General features: G+C 67.0%; 17 protein-coding genes. 11 read left to right on the top strand and 6 right to left on the bottom strand.

The features are described 5' to 3' along the window. Nucleotides 1-138: 138 nt before the first annotated feature. The gene (locus tag ACZ5YA_RS01730) at nt 139-765 is read right to left on the bottom strand and encodes a nucleotidyltransferase family protein (RefSeq protein ID WP_187774054.1); all 627 of its coding nucleotides are present in this window, start codon (nt 763-765) and stop codon (nt 139-141) included. Between the two features lie 61 nt (nt 766-826). On the opposite strand from ACZ5YA_RS01730, the gene ACZ5YA_RS01725 reads away from it, so the two are divergent. Next, nucleotides 827-1,816 carry an XdhC family protein gene (locus tag ACZ5YA_RS01725; RefSeq protein WP_464091920.1) on the top strand — a complete coding sequence of 330 codons (990 nt, stop codon included), beginning with the start codon at nt 827-829 and terminating at the stop codon, nt 1,814-1,816. 18 nt (nt 1,817-1,834) lie between these two features. Here the strand turns inward: ACZ5YA_RS01725 and ACZ5YA_RS01720 are convergent, their stop codons facing one another. Together ACZ5YA_RS01720 and ACZ5YA_RS01715 are read right to left on the bottom strand one after the other, a co-directional pair. Beyond that, the gene (locus ACZ5YA_RS01720) at nt 1,835-2,302 is read right to left on the bottom strand and encodes a MarR family winged helix-turn-helix transcriptional regulator (protein ID WP_370127811.1); all 468 of its coding nucleotides are present in this window, start codon (nt 2,300-2,302) and stop codon (nt 1,835-1,837) included. A gap of 198 nt (nt 2,303-2,500) precedes the next feature. After that, the gene (locus ACZ5YA_RS01715) at nt 2,501-3,409 is read right to left on the bottom strand and encodes a LysR family transcriptional regulator (protein WP_059378440.1); all 909 of its coding nucleotides are present in this window, start codon (nt 3,407-3,409) and stop codon (nt 2,501-2,503) included. 122 nt (nt 3,410-3,531) lie between these two features. Between ACZ5YA_RS01715 and ACZ5YA_RS01710 the strand changes: the two genes are divergently transcribed. Together ACZ5YA_RS01710 and ACZ5YA_RS01705 are read left to right on the top strand one after the other, a co-directional pair. After that, nucleotides 3,532-4,494, top strand: a complete 963-nt coding sequence (locus tag ACZ5YA_RS01710; protein WP_118933978.1) for a 3-hydroxyacyl-CoA dehydrogenase family protein — start codon at nt 3,532-3,534, stop codon at nt 4,492-4,494. After that, nucleotides 4,491-5,345: a beta-keto acid cleavage family enzyme gene (locus tag ACZ5YA_RS01705; protein WP_118933956.1), complete on the top strand. Its 855-nt coding sequence runs from the start codon at nt 4,491-4,493 to the stop codon at nt 5,343-5,345. Before ACZ5YA_RS01710 ends, ACZ5YA_RS01705 begins: the two co-directional genes overlap by 4 nt. A 16-nt stretch (nt 5,346-5,361) precedes the next feature. On the opposite strand, the gene ACZ5YA_RS01700 is transcribed toward ACZ5YA_RS01705, so the two are convergent. Both ACZ5YA_RS01700 and ACZ5YA_RS01695 read right to left on the bottom strand, forming a co-directional pair. Further along, entirely contained in the window at nt 5,362-5,886 is a 525-nt protein-coding gene (locus ACZ5YA_RS01700) for a SecDF P1 head subdomain-containing protein (protein ID WP_464091919.1), read from the bottom strand. Between the two features lie 71 nt (nt 5,887-5,957). Further along, nucleotides 5,958-10,733 carry a YadA-like family protein gene (locus ACZ5YA_RS01695; RefSeq protein WP_464091918.1) on the bottom strand — a complete coding sequence of 1,592 codons (4,776 nt, stop codon included), beginning with the start codon at nt 10,731-10,733 and terminating at the stop codon, nt 5,958-5,960. Between the two features lie 868 nt (nt 10,734-11,601). Between ACZ5YA_RS01695 and ACZ5YA_RS01690 the strand changes: the two genes are divergently transcribed. Continuing rightward, complete coding sequence (locus tag ACZ5YA_RS01690) at nt 11,602-12,510, top strand: LysR family transcriptional regulator (RefSeq protein WP_464091917.1); 909 nt, start codon at nt 11,602-11,604, stop codon at nt 12,508-12,510. 38 nt (nt 12,511-12,548) lie between these two features. Here the strand turns inward: ACZ5YA_RS01690 and ACZ5YA_RS01685 are convergent, their stop codons facing one another. Then, nucleotides 12,549-12,674, bottom strand: coding sequence for a hypothetical protein (locus ACZ5YA_RS01685; protein WP_262422090.1), 126 nt, complete (start codon nt 12,672-12,674; stop codon nt 12,549-12,551). Between the two features lie 70 nt (nt 12,675-12,744). Here ACZ5YA_RS01685 and napE point away from each other — a divergent pair, with 70 nt between their 5' ends. From napE to ccmB, 7 genes are read left to right on the top strand one after another with little or no spacing between them, the layout of a single operon-like run. Continuing rightward, nucleotides 12,745-12,903 (top strand): periplasmic nitrate reductase, NapE protein, encoded by a 159-nt coding sequence (napE, locus tag ACZ5YA_RS01680; RefSeq protein WP_013393095.1) that lies wholly within the window; start codon nt 12,745-12,747, stop codon nt 12,901-12,903. 23 nt (nt 12,904-12,926) lie between these two features. Further along, nucleotides 12,927-13,244, top strand: a complete 318-nt coding sequence (locus tag ACZ5YA_RS01675; protein WP_059379386.1) for a chaperone NapD — start codon at nt 12,927-12,929, stop codon at nt 13,242-13,244. Beyond that, entirely contained in the window at nt 13,228-15,723 is a 2,496-nt protein-coding gene (gene napA / locus ACZ5YA_RS01670) for a periplasmic nitrate reductase subunit alpha (RefSeq protein WP_059379385.1), read from the top strand. The genes ACZ5YA_RS01675 and napA overlap by 17 nt, the downstream gene beginning before the upstream one ends. Before the next feature lie 20 nt (nt 15,724-15,743). Continuing rightward, the gene (locus tag ACZ5YA_RS01665) at nt 15,744-16,220 is read left to right on the top strand and encodes a nitrate reductase cytochrome c-type subunit (RefSeq protein WP_059379384.1); all 477 of its coding nucleotides are present in this window, start codon (nt 15,744-15,746) and stop codon (nt 16,218-16,220) included. Between the two features lie 15 nt (nt 16,221-16,235). After that, nucleotides 16,236-16,874: a cytochrome c3 family protein gene (locus ACZ5YA_RS01660; RefSeq protein ID WP_059379383.1), complete on the top strand. Its 639-nt coding sequence runs from the start codon at nt 16,236-16,238 to the stop codon at nt 16,872-16,874. Next, nucleotides 16,861-17,535, top strand: a complete 675-nt coding sequence (gene ccmA / locus ACZ5YA_RS01655; protein ID WP_118933959.1) for a heme ABC exporter ATP-binding protein CcmA — start codon at nt 16,861-16,863, stop codon at nt 17,533-17,535. Before ACZ5YA_RS01660 ends, ccmA begins: the two co-directional genes overlap by 14 nt. Further along, nucleotides 17,501-18,166 carry a heme exporter protein CcmB gene (gene ccmB, locus ACZ5YA_RS01650; RefSeq protein ID WP_013393089.1) on the top strand — a complete coding sequence of 222 codons (666 nt, stop codon included), beginning with the start codon at nt 17,501-17,503 and terminating at the stop codon, nt 18,164-18,166. The genes ccmA and ccmB overlap by 35 nt, the downstream gene beginning before the upstream one ends. Nucleotides 18,167-18,168 lie beyond the last annotated feature (2 nt).

Below are 18,168 nucleotides of genomic sequence, written 5' to 3'. Positions count from 1 at the left end.
TTTTCCATTGGGAAAAGTCCTGCGAGGGCTTCCAAATTTACGTCAGTATACTGACTTTATAGTCAGCGTACTGACAAATTAGGGAAATCCCGGAGCGCAAAAAAAGGCCGCCGCGGCGGCCTGGCCTACAGGCGGTGTTCAGCCGCCTTCGTCCAGGTCGGCAGGCGTGTCGACATCGCGCAACACCCCGGGATCTTCGGTGGGGACCCATTGCAGTCCGGGCTGTTTGAGCAGCCGCCGCGCGCCTTCGTCCCCGCTCAGCGCCGCCAGCTGCGGCAGCAATTCCGCGCGAAATCCCACTGGATGGCCGCGCTGCCCCTGGTACGCGGGCGCGGCCATCGGCGCATCGCGCAGCGCATCCAGCACGCTCTCCAGGCTTGCGCGGCGGATCCAGGGCATGTCGGCCAGCGCGACCAGCACCGCGGCAGGCGTGCCGGGCAGGCCCTGCAGATACTGCGCTGCCACGGCCAGGCTGGCCCCCATGCCCTCCTCCGCCCGGTCCGTCTCCAACACCACGCAGTCTTCCGCCCGCAACAATCCGGCCAGCGCGGCGCGGCCGGGCCGCACCACGGCGACGACCATGTCCACCGCCGCGCGCAGCGTCCGGGCGCTGGCCGCCGCCACGCACACGCCCTGCGGCAGCGGCGCCAGCAGCTTGTCGGCGCCCGGCCGCTGCGCGGCGTAGCGCGAGCCCTGCCCCGCCGCCAGCAGGATGCCGGCGCGCGCGGGGCCCGGGTAGGGATAGACACTAGAGACAGTCGCCATAATGATCAGTATAGTGAATATAAGCCGTGGCAGCACCGCGGCCTTTCACTGTGAGAAGCCGATGAACGCTCTGGATCTGGACGTATTGCAACATGCGCGGGACTGGGTAGCCGCGGGCAGCCGCGTGCACCTGGTGACCGTGGTGCAGACCTGGGGCTCGGCCCCGCGCCAGGCGGGCGCCATGCTGGCCGTGCGCGAGGATGGCCGCATGGTCGGTTCGGTTTCCGGCGGCTGCATCGAAGACGACCTGATGCTGCGCGCCCGCGAAGGCACGCTCGCGGACGCCCCGGCGCGCCTGACCTACGGCGTCACCCGCGACGAGGCCGCACGCTTCGGCCTGCCTTGCGGCGGCACGCTGCGCCTGATCAGCGAACCGCTGCGCGACACCCAATGGCTGGACCTGGTGCTGCAAGCCATACGCGGCCATGGCCTGATCCAGCGCACGGTGGACCTGCAGGACGGCAGCAGCTCGGTGTCTCCCGCCGGCCCGGCCGACGGCCCGGATTTCGACGGCCGCATCTTCCGCAGCGTCTACGGTCCGCGCTGGCGGCTGCTCATCATCGGCGCCAACCAGACCGCGCAGGTGCTGGCCAACATCGCCGCCACGCTGGATTTCCACGTCACGGTCTGCGACCCGCGCGAGGAGTTCTACGGCGACTGGAATCTGTCCCAGGCAACCCTGCTCACCAGCATGCCCGACGACGCCGTGCTGGAAATCGGCACCGACGAACGCACCGCCATCGTGGCGGTCACCCACGATCCCAAGCTCGACGACATGGCCTTGCTGGAAGCGCTGAAATCGCCGGCCTTCTATGTAGGCGCGCTGGGTTCGCGCGCCAACCAGCAGAAGCGCCGCGAACGGCTGCGGCTGTTCGACCTGGACGACAGCCAGATCGCGCGCCTGCACGGCCCGGTGGGCCTGCGCATCGCAAGCAAGACGCCGGCCGAGATTGCGGTGGCGATCGCCGCCGAACTGATCTGGGTCCGTAATACGCTGGGCGACGGCGAGGCCGCCCGCAGCGCGCCCCAAACCAGCGCGCTGCCAGGCTGAAGCAGACAGGCCCCTGTCCTACATGGGCTTGAGCGTGGTGCGGCTGTACTGGTTATTGGCTTCCACCAGGGTGGAAAGCAGCTTCATGAAGATTTCCTGGTTGCGCGTGGACAGCGGCTCCAGCAGGCGCTGCTGGGCGCGGGCCATGCCCTCCTGCAAGATGCCCATGATGCGCAGGCCTTCCTGGGTGATGACGGCCTGGCGCGAGCGCTTGTCGTTGGGATTGATGCGCCGCTCCACCAGGCCGCGTTCCTGCAGGCGCTTGACCACATCCGCCGTGGTGGTGCGATCCAGGCCCAGCTCCATGCCGATGGCGGTCTGGTCCAGCCAGGGGCTGAGCGACAGCGCGGTCAGCACGCCATACTGCACCGGCGTCACGTTCTGCGTCTTGCACTCCTCGTAGAACATGGCGTAGTGGATCTGGTTCAGGCGCCGCACCAGATATCCAGGACGCGACCAAAGCACCTGCTTGGCCGGATCGAAGATCTTGGTGTCTGCCTTATGAGTTGCGACGCGCTTCTGGGACGTCGTCTTTTTCTGTACATCCGGCACGTTGAGGCAGCTCCAGTTTAGTTAGTGTACTGAGGATAATACCACCGCCTCCCGCCTGTCGAGCGGCACACTGCCGACGCTTGCGTGAAATCAAAACCGCACAGCACGCAGCCGCGGAACCAGCCACCCGACCTATCGCGCCTGCTGCGCCAGATATTCCTTCAACGTCTGCACCAGCGCCGCCGCGGCGGGCGACAGGCTGCGGTTGCGCGCCGTGACCAGCCCGATCGAACGCTCGGCCACCGGTCCGATCAGGGGACGCTGCACGATGCCATTTTGCGCCACCGCCGCGGCAGCGATTTCGGGCAGCGCGGCGACGCCGAATCCGCATTCGACCATGGCGACGATGGTGGTCAGATGCTCGGCCTCGAAGGCAGGCGTAAAGCGTATCCGGTTCTGCAGGAAAGCCCATTCCGTGTACTGCCGCACGCTGCTGGGCTGCACCATGGACACGTGCGCCGCATCCGCCGTATCGGCCCAGCGCAGCGGCCCGCGGGCGCGCGCCAGCGGATGGGCTTCGGGGATCAAAAGCAGGAAACTGTCGGACATCAGCGGCACGTAGTGCAGATCCCCGTGCTGCGGGTCGGCCGCGGTCAGGGCGAAGTCGACCTCGCCCGCGCGCACCAGGTCGAAAGCCGGACCCGACAAGGTGTCCCGCACCTTCAGGGCGACCAGCGGATGGGCCTGGCGATAGGCCATGAGCACCCGCGGCAGTAGGCGGGCGGCAATCGAGGGCAAGGCCGCCACCGATACCTGGCCCTGTTCCGCATTGACGATGCCGCTGACCGCGGCAATGGCGTCGCGGAAGGCCGCTTGCAGGGCGGCAGCCTGCTGCATGAAAACCTCGCCCGCGGCGGTGAGGCGGACGGTGCGCGTGGTGCGGTCGAACAGGCGCACGCCCAGCGCGTCTTCGATACGCTGGATCTGCGTGGACAGGGCCGACTGCGACAGGTGCAGCTGCGCCGCCGCCTGGCGGAAGTTGAGCGTGCGGCCCAGCACCAGCGTGGTATCGATATCGCGCATCGAAAGATTGATCTGCATGCCGGGCGCGGCCTCTCTATTGATCTAAATACAAGATCATTCTATCCAAAAAATCTGATTCATCAATCAAAGCGGGTTCTCTACACTCGCCTGCAGCGTAGTTTCAGATGAAGGAGCAAACCATGCAGACGGACGCGATCGCGCTGCCCAATCCGGGCGCGGCGCATGCGGTGGTGGTGGGCGGCGGCACCATGGGAGCCGACGTGGCCGTGGTATTGACCCGCGCGGCCTGCCGCACGACGGTGATCGAATCGAATGCCGGGCGCGCGGCGGGCGTGCCCGCCCGCGTCGCGGAAAACCTCAAGACCATAGGCCGGGAGGCGAACGCCGCCCTGCTGTCCACCGCCGCCAGCCTGGACGAGGTGGACTGGTCCGGCGTGGACCTGGTCATCGAGTGCATCCCCGAACGCCTGGACATCAAGCAGGCGCTGTTCGCGGACCTGGCGCAACGCGCCCGGCCCGACGCCATCCTGGCCAGCAACAGTTCCAGCTTCCCGATCAGCGCCATCAGCCAGGGCCTGGATACCCGTGGCCGCATGCTGGGCCTGCACTTCTTCATGCCCGCGCATCTGGTGCCGCTGGTGGAAGTGGTGCTGGGCGAAGCCAGCGACAACGCCTGCGCCGACACGCTGATCGAATTCATGCGGCGCTGCGGCAGCGTGCCGGTGAAGGTGCGCCAGGACCTGCCGGGCTTCCTGGCCAACCGCCTGCAGCACGCGCTGTCGCGCGAAGCCTTCGACCTGATCGACCGCGGCATCGCCTCGCCGGAAGACGTGGACGCGGCGGTGCGTTTCGGCTTCGGTTTCCGCTTTCTGGCGGCCGGCCCCGTGATGCAGCGCGACCATGCCGGCATCGACGTGCATGCCGCGGCCGGCGCCACCATGTACCCCACGTTCTGCAACGCCAGCGAACCGGCGCGCTGCCTGACCGAACGCGCCCAGGACGGCCGCCACGGCATGAAGACGGGCGAGGGCTTCTACGCCTGGACGCCCGAAACCATCAGTGCCGAACGCGCGCGCTACGACCGCCTGTTGCGCGCGGGCCTGGACCTGATTGCCCCCGAACTGCCGGAGATCAAGCCGTGAGCAACACCCCCCTGCCCCGCGCCGCGCTGGCCGACTCGCCCGTCATCATCACCGTGGCGCCCAATGGCGCCTACAAGAAGGCCGCCGACCATCCGGCCGTGCCGCTTACCGCCGAGGCGCTGGCGCGCGAAGCGCGCGCCTGCCTGGACGCCGGCGCCGCCATGATGCACATGCACGTGCGCAAACCCGACGGCAGCCACCTGCTGGACGCGCAGGCCTACCGCGACGCCCTGGCCGCGGTGCACGGCGCCGTGGGCGACGAACTGCTGGTGCAGGTGACCAGCGAGGCCGCCGGCGTCTACAAGGCGGCAGAGCAGATCGCCCTGGTGCGCGAGCTGCAACCCGAGGCCGTGTCCATCGGACTGCGCGAGATCGCCGTGCCGGATATCCCGGAAAGCGAGCTTGCGGCTTTCCTGGCCTGGATCGCCGAACGCCGCATCATGACGCAGATCATCTTGTACGACGAAGGCGACGTGCGCCGCTGGCTGTCGCTGCGCGCGCGCGGCCTGGTGCCTCCGGGCGCATGGTCGGTGCTGTTCGTGCTGGGCCGCTACAGCGCGGGCCAGACCTCTTCGGCCTATGACCTGCTGCCCTTCCTGTCCGCGTACGACCAGTCCCTGCCCTGGGCAGTCTGCGCCTTCGGCCCCGAGGAGAACGCCTGCGTCACCACCGCCGCCGCGTTCGGCGGCCACATGCGCGTGGGCTTCGAAAACAACTTGAAGCTGCGCGACGGCAGCACCGCGCCGGGCAATTCGGCGCTGGTGCTGCAGGCCGCGCAAGGCGCGCAGGCGCTGGGCCGCCCGCTGGCCACGGCCGCCGACGCGCGCCGCATCTATGGGGCGATCGGCTGACGCGGCCTGGGCGGCGCTACTGCGCCGCCCCTTCTATCGCCTGCGCAACGTTGATTGCCTGTTCCTCCGAGTTCATCGTCAGGTTCAGGATGCCCTCCTCCATGGGGCCTGCGATGCGCGGCACGCCCACCAGCCTGCCGTCTATGGTGAAGACCAGCCACTTTCCCGGGTACTGGCGGCCGATCTGCGCCAGCTTCTGCGCACCGGGCGGCGTGAACCGCAGGCTGACGAAAGGCTGTCCATCCCGGGTCTTCATGGGCGTGGCGGCATTCAGATCCGCCCGGGTAAGCGCGGGCGCCAGCAGGAAGTAGTAGGTCTTGTCGGACATGCGCAACTCGCGCAGATCGGCGCCCGGCCGGTCCTGGGCCAGGCGGAACTCGACCGCCGGCGTGGCAGTCCGCGCCTGCGCCGCGGTGTCTTGCGGTGCAGGCAGAATGGCAGAGGTCGCGGCATTCGCGCCCTTCTGAGGCGCCATGGGCTGGCAAGCCGCCAGCAATACGCTCGATGCAATCAAAGCCGGAAGAATGATGCGACGTGTCATGGCTGTATACCTCTCATGAATCATTGAGGCCGCGGCAGCGGGCCGCGAGCCTGCGTTCGTGCGGCATGTATTCACCATTGATATCCCACTCCCACGCTCGCGCCGTAGTCGCCGCGCGAACTGCTGCTGGCCAGGCCCTTCACCACCCATCTGCCGCTGTCGGACACCGTGGACAGCCCCATGGCGAAGCCGCTTTCCCCGCGCCACGTGCCGCCGCCCATGCTGAGCATGCTCCTGCCGGGCAGATAGGCCTGAGGCAGCGCCGACATCGCCATGGCGGAAGCGACGCCGGCGCTCAACCGGTTGTCCAGCCCTTGCACGTCCTTGCGCAAGCCCGCCACCTGGTTGCTCAAGCCGCTCGCGACTTCCCGCAACTGGTTCACGTTCACCGCATCGGTTCCGGCGGTGCCGCGGGCCACGTGCGTGATCTGGCGTTCGGCCCCGGCCGAGCCCACCGAAACCGTGTTGTCGCGGTCGGCGACAGACCCCGCGCCCAGCGCCACGGCATTGCTGCCCGACGCCTTGCTGCCGTTGCCCAACGCGGTGGTTCCCGCGCCGGTTGCCTGCGCGCCATTGCCGATCGCGGTGCTGTTCTTGCCCGAGGCCACCGCGCCTGCACCGCCCGCCGCCGAATTGCTGCCGCTGGCCTTGGGCGGCTTGGCCGCCTTTTCCTCCTGGCTGGTCTGGAACATGCCGGCGGCGCCATTGCTGATGCTCGTCACATCGTCTTCGACATTGGCCACGCGCTCATCCAGCGCGGTGAGCTGGTCGCCGACCTGCAGCACATTGCCTGCCACATCCTGCAAGCGCTTGTCGGTATAGTCGTTGGCCTGCTTGAGCGCGCCGTCCAGCTGCCGCAGATTCACGCCGTCCGTGGCCTCGCGGCCATCGGCCAGATTGCTGAGCGTGCGCTCCGCCCCCGACGAGCCCACGGATACCGTGCCGACCGACTTGTTTTGCGTGTCCGAATACTTGCCGGCGTAGTTCTCCGCGCCCCTGTCCGCCACGGCGCCTGCGCCCAGTGCGACATCGCCATCCTTGCCCGCTGCCGCGCCATTGCCCAAGGCAACCGAGTCGCCGCCATTGGCCGCCGCACCCGGTCCCATTGCAATACTCCCGACGCCGTTGGCCTGCGAGTCCGGCAGCATCGCCGACGCCCCGCCATTGGCATGGAAGTATTTGATCCCAGCGCCTCCCTTGGTGAAGTTATCGACCGTATCGCCGATCGACTTGACGTACTGATTGGTCTCGAACAGCTGCGAGCCATTGACCGCCTCCGTGCTGTCCGCCGACAGCGCGCCCCGCGCCACGTTCCTCAGCACCGAGGCTGCGCCGCCGGGGTTCAAGGTCACCATGGCGTAGTTGGTGGTGCCGTCCGCATTGAGGTCATATTTCACCCCTCCCGCTTCGAGCCCGCTCACATTCGAGGCCAGCGCCTTCAACTGGCTGACGTTCACAGCGTCGGAATCCACAGTACCCGCAGCCACCCCGTTGATCTGCCGATACATACCGGTATCGGCGTCACCCACGGACAACGCGGCCAAGGTGCTGCGCGTGGCGTTCACGGCCGCGCCATTGGCGCCCAGGGGCACATACCCTGCTGCCCCGGCCACCGCCTTGGCGACCGATCTCGCGCCCAGCGCTACGCCACCGCCCGCGACGACCTGGCTGCCCGCGCCCAAGGCGACTCCCTGGGCCGCGTCAGCCAAGGCTTGCGTTCCCATCGCGATGCCATCCGCCGACGTCGTGCGCGCCTGCTGTCCCAGGGCGATGCCGCCGGGCGCGCCCTGATCCACCACAGCCCGATCCCCGATCCCCAGACCGCGGTCGCCATTGACCACCGCCTGCGGTCCGACCGCGATCGACTCAATCCCCACCGCCAGGGAATCGGAAGCCGCCGAGTTGACATGGAAGTACTGAGTCCCCGTGGTCGTCAAGGAGCCGATCGCGCCGGTCAGTTGGCGCAAGGTCACCGCATCATGCTCGTCTGTACCGTCCGCCACGTTGGTAATCTGGCGGTACGCGCCATCGTGGCCCACGGATACCGCGCCAAGCAAGGTGAGATCCGCCGTGTTGAACGGCACCAGGGCGCCGCCGCTGCCGACCGCAAGACTGCCCGTGGTCGGCGTCAACGCCCGGGCGGACACGGAACCGGAACCCAGCGCCACGCTCCCGTCCTGGCTCGCCTGGGCCTCACGGCCCAGCACCAGCGCGTTGCCGGCTGAGGCCCGCGCGTTGTAGCCCAGCGCCGTGCTGCCCACGCCCTGCGCGTAGGCGTCATCTTCCGCCAGCCCCGATTCGTTGGTCCGCGCATAACGTAAGCCCAGCCCGTTGTCGGCCTTGTTGGTCAGGTTGGGGTTCCCCGTCAAGTGTGTGTACGTGTCGCCCATGGTCGTCAAGGTATCGCCATGGTCGGTCAGCCTGTCGCCCATGCGCTGCACGTCCAGGTTCGTCTCGTGCAGTTGCGAACCATTCACCGCATCGGTGCTGGTGGCCGACAACGTTCCCCGCGCCAGGTTGGTGAGCTTGGTGCCGCCCGTCATGCCGCCGTCCGTGGATGCCGATCCCGCCAGCGTGATGAGGCTCTTGGGATCACCCGCGATGCCGTCATAGGTCACCGCCCGGTCGCCCAGGCTGCCGACATTCTCGGCCACGGACTTGAGCTGGCTTACGTTCACCGCGTCCGTGTCCGACGCGCCCGCAGCCAGGTGAGTGAGGCGGCGCTCCGCGCCCGTCGAGCCTATGCTCACCTCGCCCACCGGCGCCGCGCCCGCCACCGCCGCCGTACCCGACCGGTACGCCGCCGCGCCCAGCGTTGCGCCGTTGGCGACCGCGTTGGCGCCCAACGCCACGCTGCCGGCATGGCTTGCCTGGGCTTCGCGCCCAATTGCCAGCGCATTGTCAGCCGTGGCTCGCGCGTTGTAGCCCAGCGCCGTACTACCGGGGTTCTGAGCATGGGCATCGCTGGGCGTAAGCCCGCGCTCGTTGGTCCGCGCATAGCGGATGCCCAGGCCATTGGCGTCGGTATACGTCCCGCTCGTGTCGCCGGTCAGGTTTGCCAACGAGCCGCCAAGGCTGGTGAGCGTATCGCCCATGGTCGTCACCCGGTCTCCCACGCGCTGCACGTCCTGGTTCGTCTCGTGCAGTTGCGAACCGTTCACCGCGTCGGTGCTGGTGGCCGACAGCGTCCCCCGCGCCAGGTTGGTGAGCTTGGTGCCGCCCGTCATGCCGCCGTCCGGGGATGCCAATCCCGCCAGCGTGATGAGGCTCTTGGGATCACCCGTGTTGCCGTCATAGGTCACCGCCCGGTCGCCCAGGCTGCCGACATTCTCGGCCACGGACTTGAGCTGGCTTACGTTCACCGCGTCCGTATCGGACGCGCCTGCAGCCAGGTGAGTGATGCGGCGCTCTGCGCCCGCCGAGCCTATGCTCACCTCGCCCACCGGCGCCGCGCCCGCCACCGCCGCCGTACCTGACCGGTACGCCGCCGCGCCCAGCGTCGCGCCGTTGGCGACCGCGTTCGCGCCCAACGCCACGCTGCCAGCATGGCTTGCCTGAGCTTCGCGCCCAACTGCCAACGCGTTGTCGGCCGCGGCCCGCGCGTTATAGCCCAACGCCGTGCTGCCCGGGTTCTGCGCGTAGGCGTCGCTGGGCGTGAGTCCGCGTTCGTTGGTCCGCGCATAGCGGATGCCCAGACCGTTGGCGTCCGTGTACGTCGCACTCGTATCGCCGGTCAGGTTCGCCAACGAGCCGCCAAGGCTGGTGAGCGTATCGTTCAGGGTCGTGACGGTGCCTCCGATGGTCGTGACCGTGTCGCCGAGGTTCGTCACGGTGTCACCCAGGGTCGTCATCGTGTTACCCATCGTCGTCACGGTGTTACCCATGCTGGTCACCGTGTCGCCCATGGTCGTCACCCGGTCGCCCACGCGCTGCACGTCCTGGTTCGTCTCATGCAACTGCGCGCCGTTCACGGCATCGGTGCTGGTGGCCGATAACGCCCCCCGTGCGAGATTGGCCAGCCTGGTGCCGCCGGTCGCGCCGCCGTCCGTGGACGCGGAACCCGCCAATGTGATCAGGCTCTTGGGATCGCCCTCGTTGCCGTCATAGGTCACCGCCCGGTCGCCCAAGGCATTCACCGCCTGATTCGTGGCATGAAGCTGCGAGCCGTTGACGGCATCCGTGCTGAGAGCGCCGAGCCGCCCTGCCGCAACGTTCGTAATGGAGCGCTCCACACCCGTGCTGCCCACACTGACCGTGCTGGCGGGCGTCGCCCCGGCGAACGAGTAGGATCGCCCCGCGATTGCGGCGCCGGACGTGCCGACGGCTGCCGAGGTGGCCGATCCCGCCCCCAGCGCGACGTCGTCCGAGTTGGTTGCGACCGAATCGAACCCCAACGCCATGCTGCGCGCGGCCAGCGCGTTGGCATCGTTGCCAACAGCCAATGCCGCGGCGCCCGCAGCCGCCGAGCTATTGCCCAGCGCGACGGCCCCGGCTCCGGTGGCCCGATTGGCGTTGCCCAACACCACCGAGTTTTCACCGATCGCCGAACTACCGCGGCCGATGGCCACGGCCGAGAAATTCCCTGTGGCACCATCCGCCACGCTGTCGATGCCGACGGCCACATCGCCATCGCGCCGTGCCTGCGCACGCGTGCCTATCGCAACGGAATCCGCCCCCATGGCACGCGACTCCCCTGCGATCGCGACGGCATTGAGACCCGAAGCCTGCGCCCCCGCCGCCGCGGTATTGGAGGAGTTATTGCCGCCGATGGCGACGCTGCCGACCGCCGTGGCGCGCGCCCATTGGCCAAGAGCGGTCGAGCCCAGGGCGAGGGCTCCCGCCTGCATGCCTACGGCTGTGCTGCGGATTGCCGCCGTAGCCGCAAACCCCAGGGCGGTCGCGGCATTGCCCGTCGCCGTCGCTTGAAAACCCAGGACCTGCACGCCTACAAAATTGCCGCCATCGGCATCGCATCCAATCACGTTGGACCACAGGCCGGATCCATCGCGCGGACCCTTACCCGCAGGATAGGCTATGCCGTCAGGTCCCGTCGCTTTGGGAGAAGCGCAACCATTCGGGTTGTACGTTGCCGCATGAACTTGCGGACTCGTTCCCACCAGGCTGGCCAGTACCGCAAGTCCCGCTGCAATATCGAGCCTCATGTTCAGCTTCGGGCGCTTCCGAACGGATTGCCCGCCTGCCGCCCTGTCTTCGTCCGCACTGATCCAAACGTTCCTGAGTATCTTGTTCATGAATGGGTGCTCCAGTTCAAAAACTCTAGGGAACTTCTCGTCTTCGCAGCCATTCCCTGCGGCGCTGACGGCACCGTGAACACGCTGCGGCGACTCACGCCACCCGGCTACGCAAGCGCTCTGGCCGAAGCCGGGCTCTCGCCAACTGCGCCACGCAAGCGGTCGATCTATTGATGGAGATGGAAAAGGAAATGCGTCGGAACTATCGCGGGACGCCTCGCTTGCCGGCGGAGGAGTCCCGCAGCGACTGCATCGGGTGATGCATTGAGACCAAGACTACGGCGCGCAATTGCAATCGCACATTGCACTCGGGCCTATGGGACGTATCGGCTTAGCCTGCCTATACCGGCAGGCCGCTAGCGGGTAACAGCCGGAGCTGACATGCCCGCCGCTGCGCCCACTAAACAAATGGACCGCTCATCCGTCTGTGGATCGGGGCATGGGTTTCTTGAGGAGCGGTTCCGTGGATTTGCTGGCAGCGATACGCATCTTTCTCCGCGTGGTGGAACGCGGAACCATCTCGGGCGCGGCACGAGATCTCGACCTGAGCCAACCGTCAGTGAGCGAACGCATCGACAAGCTGGAGCGTTTCCTCAGTGCCCGCCTCTTGGTGCGCAGTTCGCGCAAACTGAGCTGCACCGCTGAAGGCCGGACGTTCTACGAACAGGGCAAGCAGTTGTTGGAAGCGGCGGAAATGACGATAAATTCAGTATCGTTAAGCAACTTTCAGATACAAGGAAGTTTGAGACTCGCCGTGCCGCAGTGCCTGGGCGAGATCGTGGTTCCCAAAGCCCTGATGAACGTGCGCACGGCCCACCCCGATCTGCACATCGATCTCATGCTGAACGACACCATCGCCGACCCGGTCACCGAAGGCCTCGACATTTCGCTGCGCCTGGGCCGTCTCAACGAAAACGGGGGCTACATTGCCTTTCCGCTTGGCTGGGTGGCCCGCAAGCTGGTAGCGGCGCCGTCTTACCTTGCGGCTCACGGCCCAATAGAAGCGCCGGCGGACCTGGCGTCCCATCCGTTCATCCGTTTGAAGGCTATTTTCGCGAACGATCAAGTGCCGCTGGCGCGCGAGAACGGCCCGGTGACCCAGACGCGCATCAAGACCGCCATGACCGTCAGCCACTGGCGCCCCATGTACGATCTGATCCTCGCTGGCGGCGGCATCGGCATCCTGCAGCATCCCGCGTGCGCCAGGGCATTGGCGCAAGGACGCCTCGTCGAACTGCTGGACGGCTATCGCGTGCCGCCGCTTCCGCTCAACGCGCTGCTTCCGCCCCTGCGTCCGATGCCGCAACGCGTGCGGGCGGTCCTGGAACTGCTGAAGCGGGACATTCCGGCGCTGCTCCAGCCCGCGGTTTGAACCGCGCGTCGGTCTCAGCGCCTTGGCGCGCCTTCGGATCATCCAGCTGCAGCCAGATCTTTCAATGACGGATTTTTTTCATCGCCAGCCTGACCGTTTTGCATCTTGCTATACAGCGCCGCGCGCACATTGTTACGCCGTGGTGCAACATTGACGCCTTTCAAAGCCATCTGCTAAAAGCTTCGATATCCGCACGTTAAACGCAATGCCCCAACTGTCGTAGTGAGGTGCTGTGTGCAAAACGAGTCCGATGGCTACACCAAGCCTCAGGAACTTCGAAGTTTCCTGTTCCTGACGGCCGTCATGGCCCCCGTCCTGTCGGTCATCATCGTGGCAGGTTACGGTTTCCTCGTCTGGTTCTATCAGCTGATCGCCGGCCCCCCCGGTAGCTGATGCGACGCGACGGAACCCCTCCCATGTCCGCGCTCCCTCATTCCGCGCCGCCTGCGGCGCCGCCAGAGCTGCATATCGCCAGCATGGTGGTGCACGCCGCGCCGCGCCGCTTGCCCGACGTCCGCCTGGCGATTCTTGCGATCTCCGGAGCGGAAATCCATGGCGCTTCCGACACCGGAAAACTGGTGGTCACCCTGGAAGCCCCCTCCACCGACGACATGATGGCCCGGATCTCCGAGATCCAGCGCCTGGATGGCGTGCTGGCTTCGGCGCTGGTCTACCAGCACGCCGACTCGCTGGACGCGATGAACGAGGAGATTGACGATGGCAATGGCTCGTAGAGACTTCATCAAGCAATCCGCCGCCGCAGCAGCCGCCACCGTGGCCGGCATACCCATCGTCGGCTACACGCAGAACATCGTCACCGAATCCGAGGCCGCCAAGCTCAAGTGGTCCAAGGCGCCCTGTAGGTTCTGCGGGACCGGCTGCGGCGTGAACGTCGCCGTGAAGGACAACCAGGTCGTGGCCACGCACGGCGACTTCAACGCCGAGGTGAACAAGGGCCTGAACTGCGTCAAGGGCTATTTCCTGTCCAAGATCATGTACGGCAACGACCGGCTGACCACGCCGCTCCTGCGCATGAAGGACGGCAAGTACGCCAAGGACGGGGAATTTGCGCCGGTGTCCTGGGACCAGGCCTTCGACGTCATGGCCGAGCAATTCAAGCGAGTGCTGAAGGACAAGGGTCCCGAGGCCGTGGGCATGTTCGGCTCGGGGCAATGGACCATCTGGGAAGGCTACGCCGCGCTCAAGCTGATGAAGGCGGGCTTCCGGACCAACAACCTGGACCCGAACGCACGCCACTGCATGGCCTCGGCGGCGGTGGGCTTCATGCGCACCTTCGGCGCCGACGAACCCATGGGCTGTTACGACGACATCGAGAACGCCGATGCCTTCGTGCTGTGGGGCTCCAACATGGCGGAGATGCACCCCATCCTGTGGACCCGCGTGACCGACCGCCGGCTGTCCGCCCCCAAGACCCGGGTGGTGGTGCTGTCCACCTTCGAGCACCGCTCCTACGAGCTGGCCGACATGGCGCTGACGTTCACGCCGCAGACGGACCTGGCGATCCTGAACTACATCGCCAACCATATCATCCAGACCAAGCGCGTGAACCGCGACTTCGTCGACAAACACACGACATTCCGAGAAGGCAATACCGACATCGGCTATGGGCTGCGCCCCGACCATCCGCTGCAAAAAGCCGCCAAGAACGCCGGCGATGCCGGCGGCTCCAAGCCGATGACTTTCGACGAATTCGCCAAATTCGTCTCCAAGTACGATCTGGACTACACCGCCAAGCTGAGCGGCGTGCCCAAGAAGCAACTGGAGGAACTGGCCGAACTCTATGCCGACCCGAAAGTACGCGTGACCTCTTTCTGGACCATGGGCTTCAACCAGCATACGCGCGGCGTGTGGGCCAACAACATGGCCTACAACATCCATCTGCTGACCGGCAAGATCTCCACCCCGGGCAACAGCCCATTCTCGCTGACCGGCCAGCCCTCTGCCTGTGGCACCGCCCGGGAAGTGGGCACGTTCTCGCACCGTCTGCCGGCCGACCTGGTGGTGACCAATCCCAAGCACCGCGCGCACGCCGAGGAAATCTGGCAACTGCCCGACGGCACCATCCCCAGCAAGGTGGGCGCGCATGCCGTCCTGCAGAACCGCATGCTCAAGGATGGCCAGATCAACGCCTACTGGGTGATGGTCAACAACAATATGCAGGCCGCGGCCAACCTGATGAACGAAGGCCTGCCCGGCTACCGCAACCCCGAGAACTTCATCGTGGTCTCGGACGCCTACCCCACGGTCACGACGATATCGGCCGACCTGATCCTGCCCACCGCCATGTGGGTCGAAAAGGAAGGCGCCTACGGCAACGCGGAACGCCGCACCCAGTTCTGGCACCAGCTGGTCAACGCGCCGGGCGAGGCGCGCTCGGACCTGTGGCAGCTGATGGAGTTTTCCAAGCGCTTCAAGGTCGAGGAGGTCTGGCCCGCGGATCTGCTGGCCAAGAAGCCCGAGTACCGGGGCAAGACGCTGTTCGACGTGCTGTTCGCCAACGGCAAGGTCAATCGTTACCCCAACACCGAGCGCGACAAGGACTACGCCAACCAGGAAGCCGAGGCTTTCGGCTTCTATGCGCAAAAGGGGTTGTTCGAGGAATACGCCGAATTCGGGCGCGGCCATGGGCATGACCTGGCGCCGTTCGATACTTACCATGAAGTGCGCGGCCTGCGCTGGCCCGTGGTCAAGGGCAAGGAAACGCTGTGGCGCTACCGCGAAGGCAGCGACCCCTACGTGAAGCCGGGCGCCGGCTTCGAGTTCTACGGCAACGCCGACGGCCGCGCGGTGATCTACGCCCTGCCCTATGAACCGCCCGCCGAATCGCCGGACAAGGAATACCCGTTCTGGCTGTCCACCGGACGCGTCCTGGAGCACTGGCATTCCGGCTCGATGACGCGGCGGGTGCCGGAGTTGTACCGCGCCTTTCCCAACGCGGTCTGTTTCATGCACCCCGACGACGCCCAGGAAATGGGCTTGCGGCGCGGCGTCGAGGTGGAGGTCGTGTCGCGGCGCGGCAAGATGCGCACGCGCCTGGAGACCCGCGGCCGCGACAAGCCGCCGCGCGGCCTGGTGTTCGTGCCTTGGTTCGACGCCGGCCAGCTGATCAACAAGGTCACGCTGGACGCCACCGATCCGATCTCGTTCCAGACCGACTTCAAGAAGTGCGCGGTCAAGATCGTCAAGGTCTGAAAGGCGAACCGGAGACAGCCATGAACCTACGCGCCCTTACTCTCGCGACATGCGTCATCCTTGGTTCGGCCGCCTGGGCGGCGCCGCCGCTGGAGGTCGAAGACCCCATGCGCGGCCCCACCCCCGTCGCGCAGGAAACCGACCCGCCGCTCATCAGCCCGGTCGAAAACAAGGACATCCGGCGCATGCGCACGTATTCGATGCAGCCGCCCACCATTCCGCACAAGATCGACGGCTACCAGGTCGACAAGGACTTCAACCGCTGCCTGGCCTGTCACGCGCGCGTGAACACCGAGGAGACCCAGGCCCCGCCCCTGAGCGTGACCCACTACATGGACCGCGACAGCAACGTGCTGGCGGAAGTCTCGCCGCGCCGCTACTTCTGTGTGCAGTGCCACGTGCCGCAGACCGAGGCCAAGCCGCTGGTGTCCAATACCTACCAGGACATCGATGTGATCCTCAAGCGCCTGACCGCCCCGGCGCCCGCCAAGAAGTAAGCGACGGAGGCAGCCATGCTCGGACTCATCAAGCGCTACTGGAACATCATCCGACGGCCCAGCGTGCATTTCAGCCTGGGCTTCCTGACGGTCGGCGGATTCATCGGCGGCATCCTGTTCTGGGGCGCCTTCAACACCGCCATGGAACTCACCAACACCGAGAAGTTCTGCACCGGCTGCCACGAGATGCGCGACAACGTGTACGCCGAGTTGAAGGGCACCATCCACTTCACCAACCGCTCCGGCGTGCGGGCGCTGTGCTCGGACTGCCACGTGCCGCACAACTGGACCGACAAGATCGCGCGCAAGATGCAGGCGTCCAAGGAGGTCTGGGGCAAGATCTTCGGCACCATCGACACGCGCGAAAAGTTCGTGGAAAAGCGCCTGGAGCTGGCCCAGCACGAATGGGCGCGCTTCAAGGCCAATGACTCGCTGGAATGCCGCAACTGCCACAACTACGAATACATGGACTTCACGCGCCAGAGTCCACGCGCGCAGAACATGCATTCGACCTATCTGGCGGACAAGAGCAAGACCTGCATCGACTGCCACAAGGGCATCGCCCACAAGCTGCCCAACATGGGGCCGGGCCCGACCTCCATGGCGCCGGCGCCGGCAGGCCCGGCGAAGGAAGTGGCGCATGCGGCCCGCTGACGCGCCGCCGCCCATGCTTTGCGCGCGCGGCCTGGCCAGCCGCCGCGGATGTTCCGCGCCCGTGGATTTCGAGCTGCATGGCGGCCAGTTGCTGCACGTGCGCGGCGCCAACGGCAGCGGCAAGACCAGCCTGCTGCGCATGTTGGCCGGCCTGCTGCGGCCGCTGGCGGGCAGCGTGCTGTGGCGCGGCGACGATGCGCGCCGCGATGCCGCCGGCTACCGCGCCTGCATGGCCTACCTGGGACACGGTAACGGCCTGTGCGGCGAACTGAGCGCCGCCGAGAACCTGCGCTACGCCCTGCACGTCGCCGGCACGCCGCAGGCCGAAGCTCGTTTATCGGGCACCCTACGCGCATGGCGCCTGGAATCCTGTGCCGACATGCCCGCCCTGCGCCTGTCCCAGGGACAGGGCCGGCGGCTGGCGCTGGCGGCGGTCGTGCTCGGCGCCAAGCCCCTGTGGCTGCTGGATGAACCCGACGCCGGCCTGGACGCGGCCAGCCTGGAGCAGCTGCGCCTGGCGCTGGAAGCCCACCTCGCGGCCGGCGGCGCCGCGGTGCTCGCTTCGCACCGCGAACCCGGCACCGCCGCCACGCATACCCAAACCCTGAACATGGATGACTACGCGGATGCTGGCTACGCTGTCGCAGTTGGCATTGCGTGAAATCCGTTTGGCCTGGAGACGGCCCGCGGACACGCTGGGCGCCACCCTGTTCTTCATCGTGGCCGGCACGCTGTTCCCCCTGGCGGTCGGCCCCGACCCCGCGCTGCTGCTGGCCATCGGACCGGGCGTGCTGTGGGTCTGCGCCCTGCTCGGCATCCTGCTGACGCTGAACCGGCCTTTCGCCCAGGACTACGACAACGGCGCGCTGGAACAGCTGCTGGTGTCGCCGCACCCGCTGCCGCTGCTGGTGGGCGCCAAGCTGGCGGCGCACTGGTTCAGCAGCTGCCTGCCCCTGATCCTGGCCAGCCCGGTGCTGGCGCTGCAGTTCGGCCTGTCGCCGCAGGCCATCGGCATCCTGGTCCTGTCGCTGCTGCTGGGCACGCCGACGCTGGCGCTGGTGGGCGGGCTGGGCGCGGCGCTGACGCTGGGCCTGCGCGGCGGCGCCCTGCTGCCGCTGCTGGTGCTGCCGCTGTACGTGCCGGTGCTGATCTTCGGCGCGGGCGCGGTGTCGGCCTCGCACGCGGGCATGGGCGCCGGACCGCAATTGTCATTGCTGGGCGCATGCCTGTGCCTGGCCATCCTGTTGTGCCCCTGGAGCGCCTCGGCGGCGCTGCGCGTGGCGCTGGACTGAGG

The sequence above is a fragment of the Achromobacter sp. JCM 18799 genome, assembly GCF_055395645.1.
Note: the sequence above shows the minus strand (reverse complement) of the source record. Positions and strands in the feature narration are given on the sequence as shown.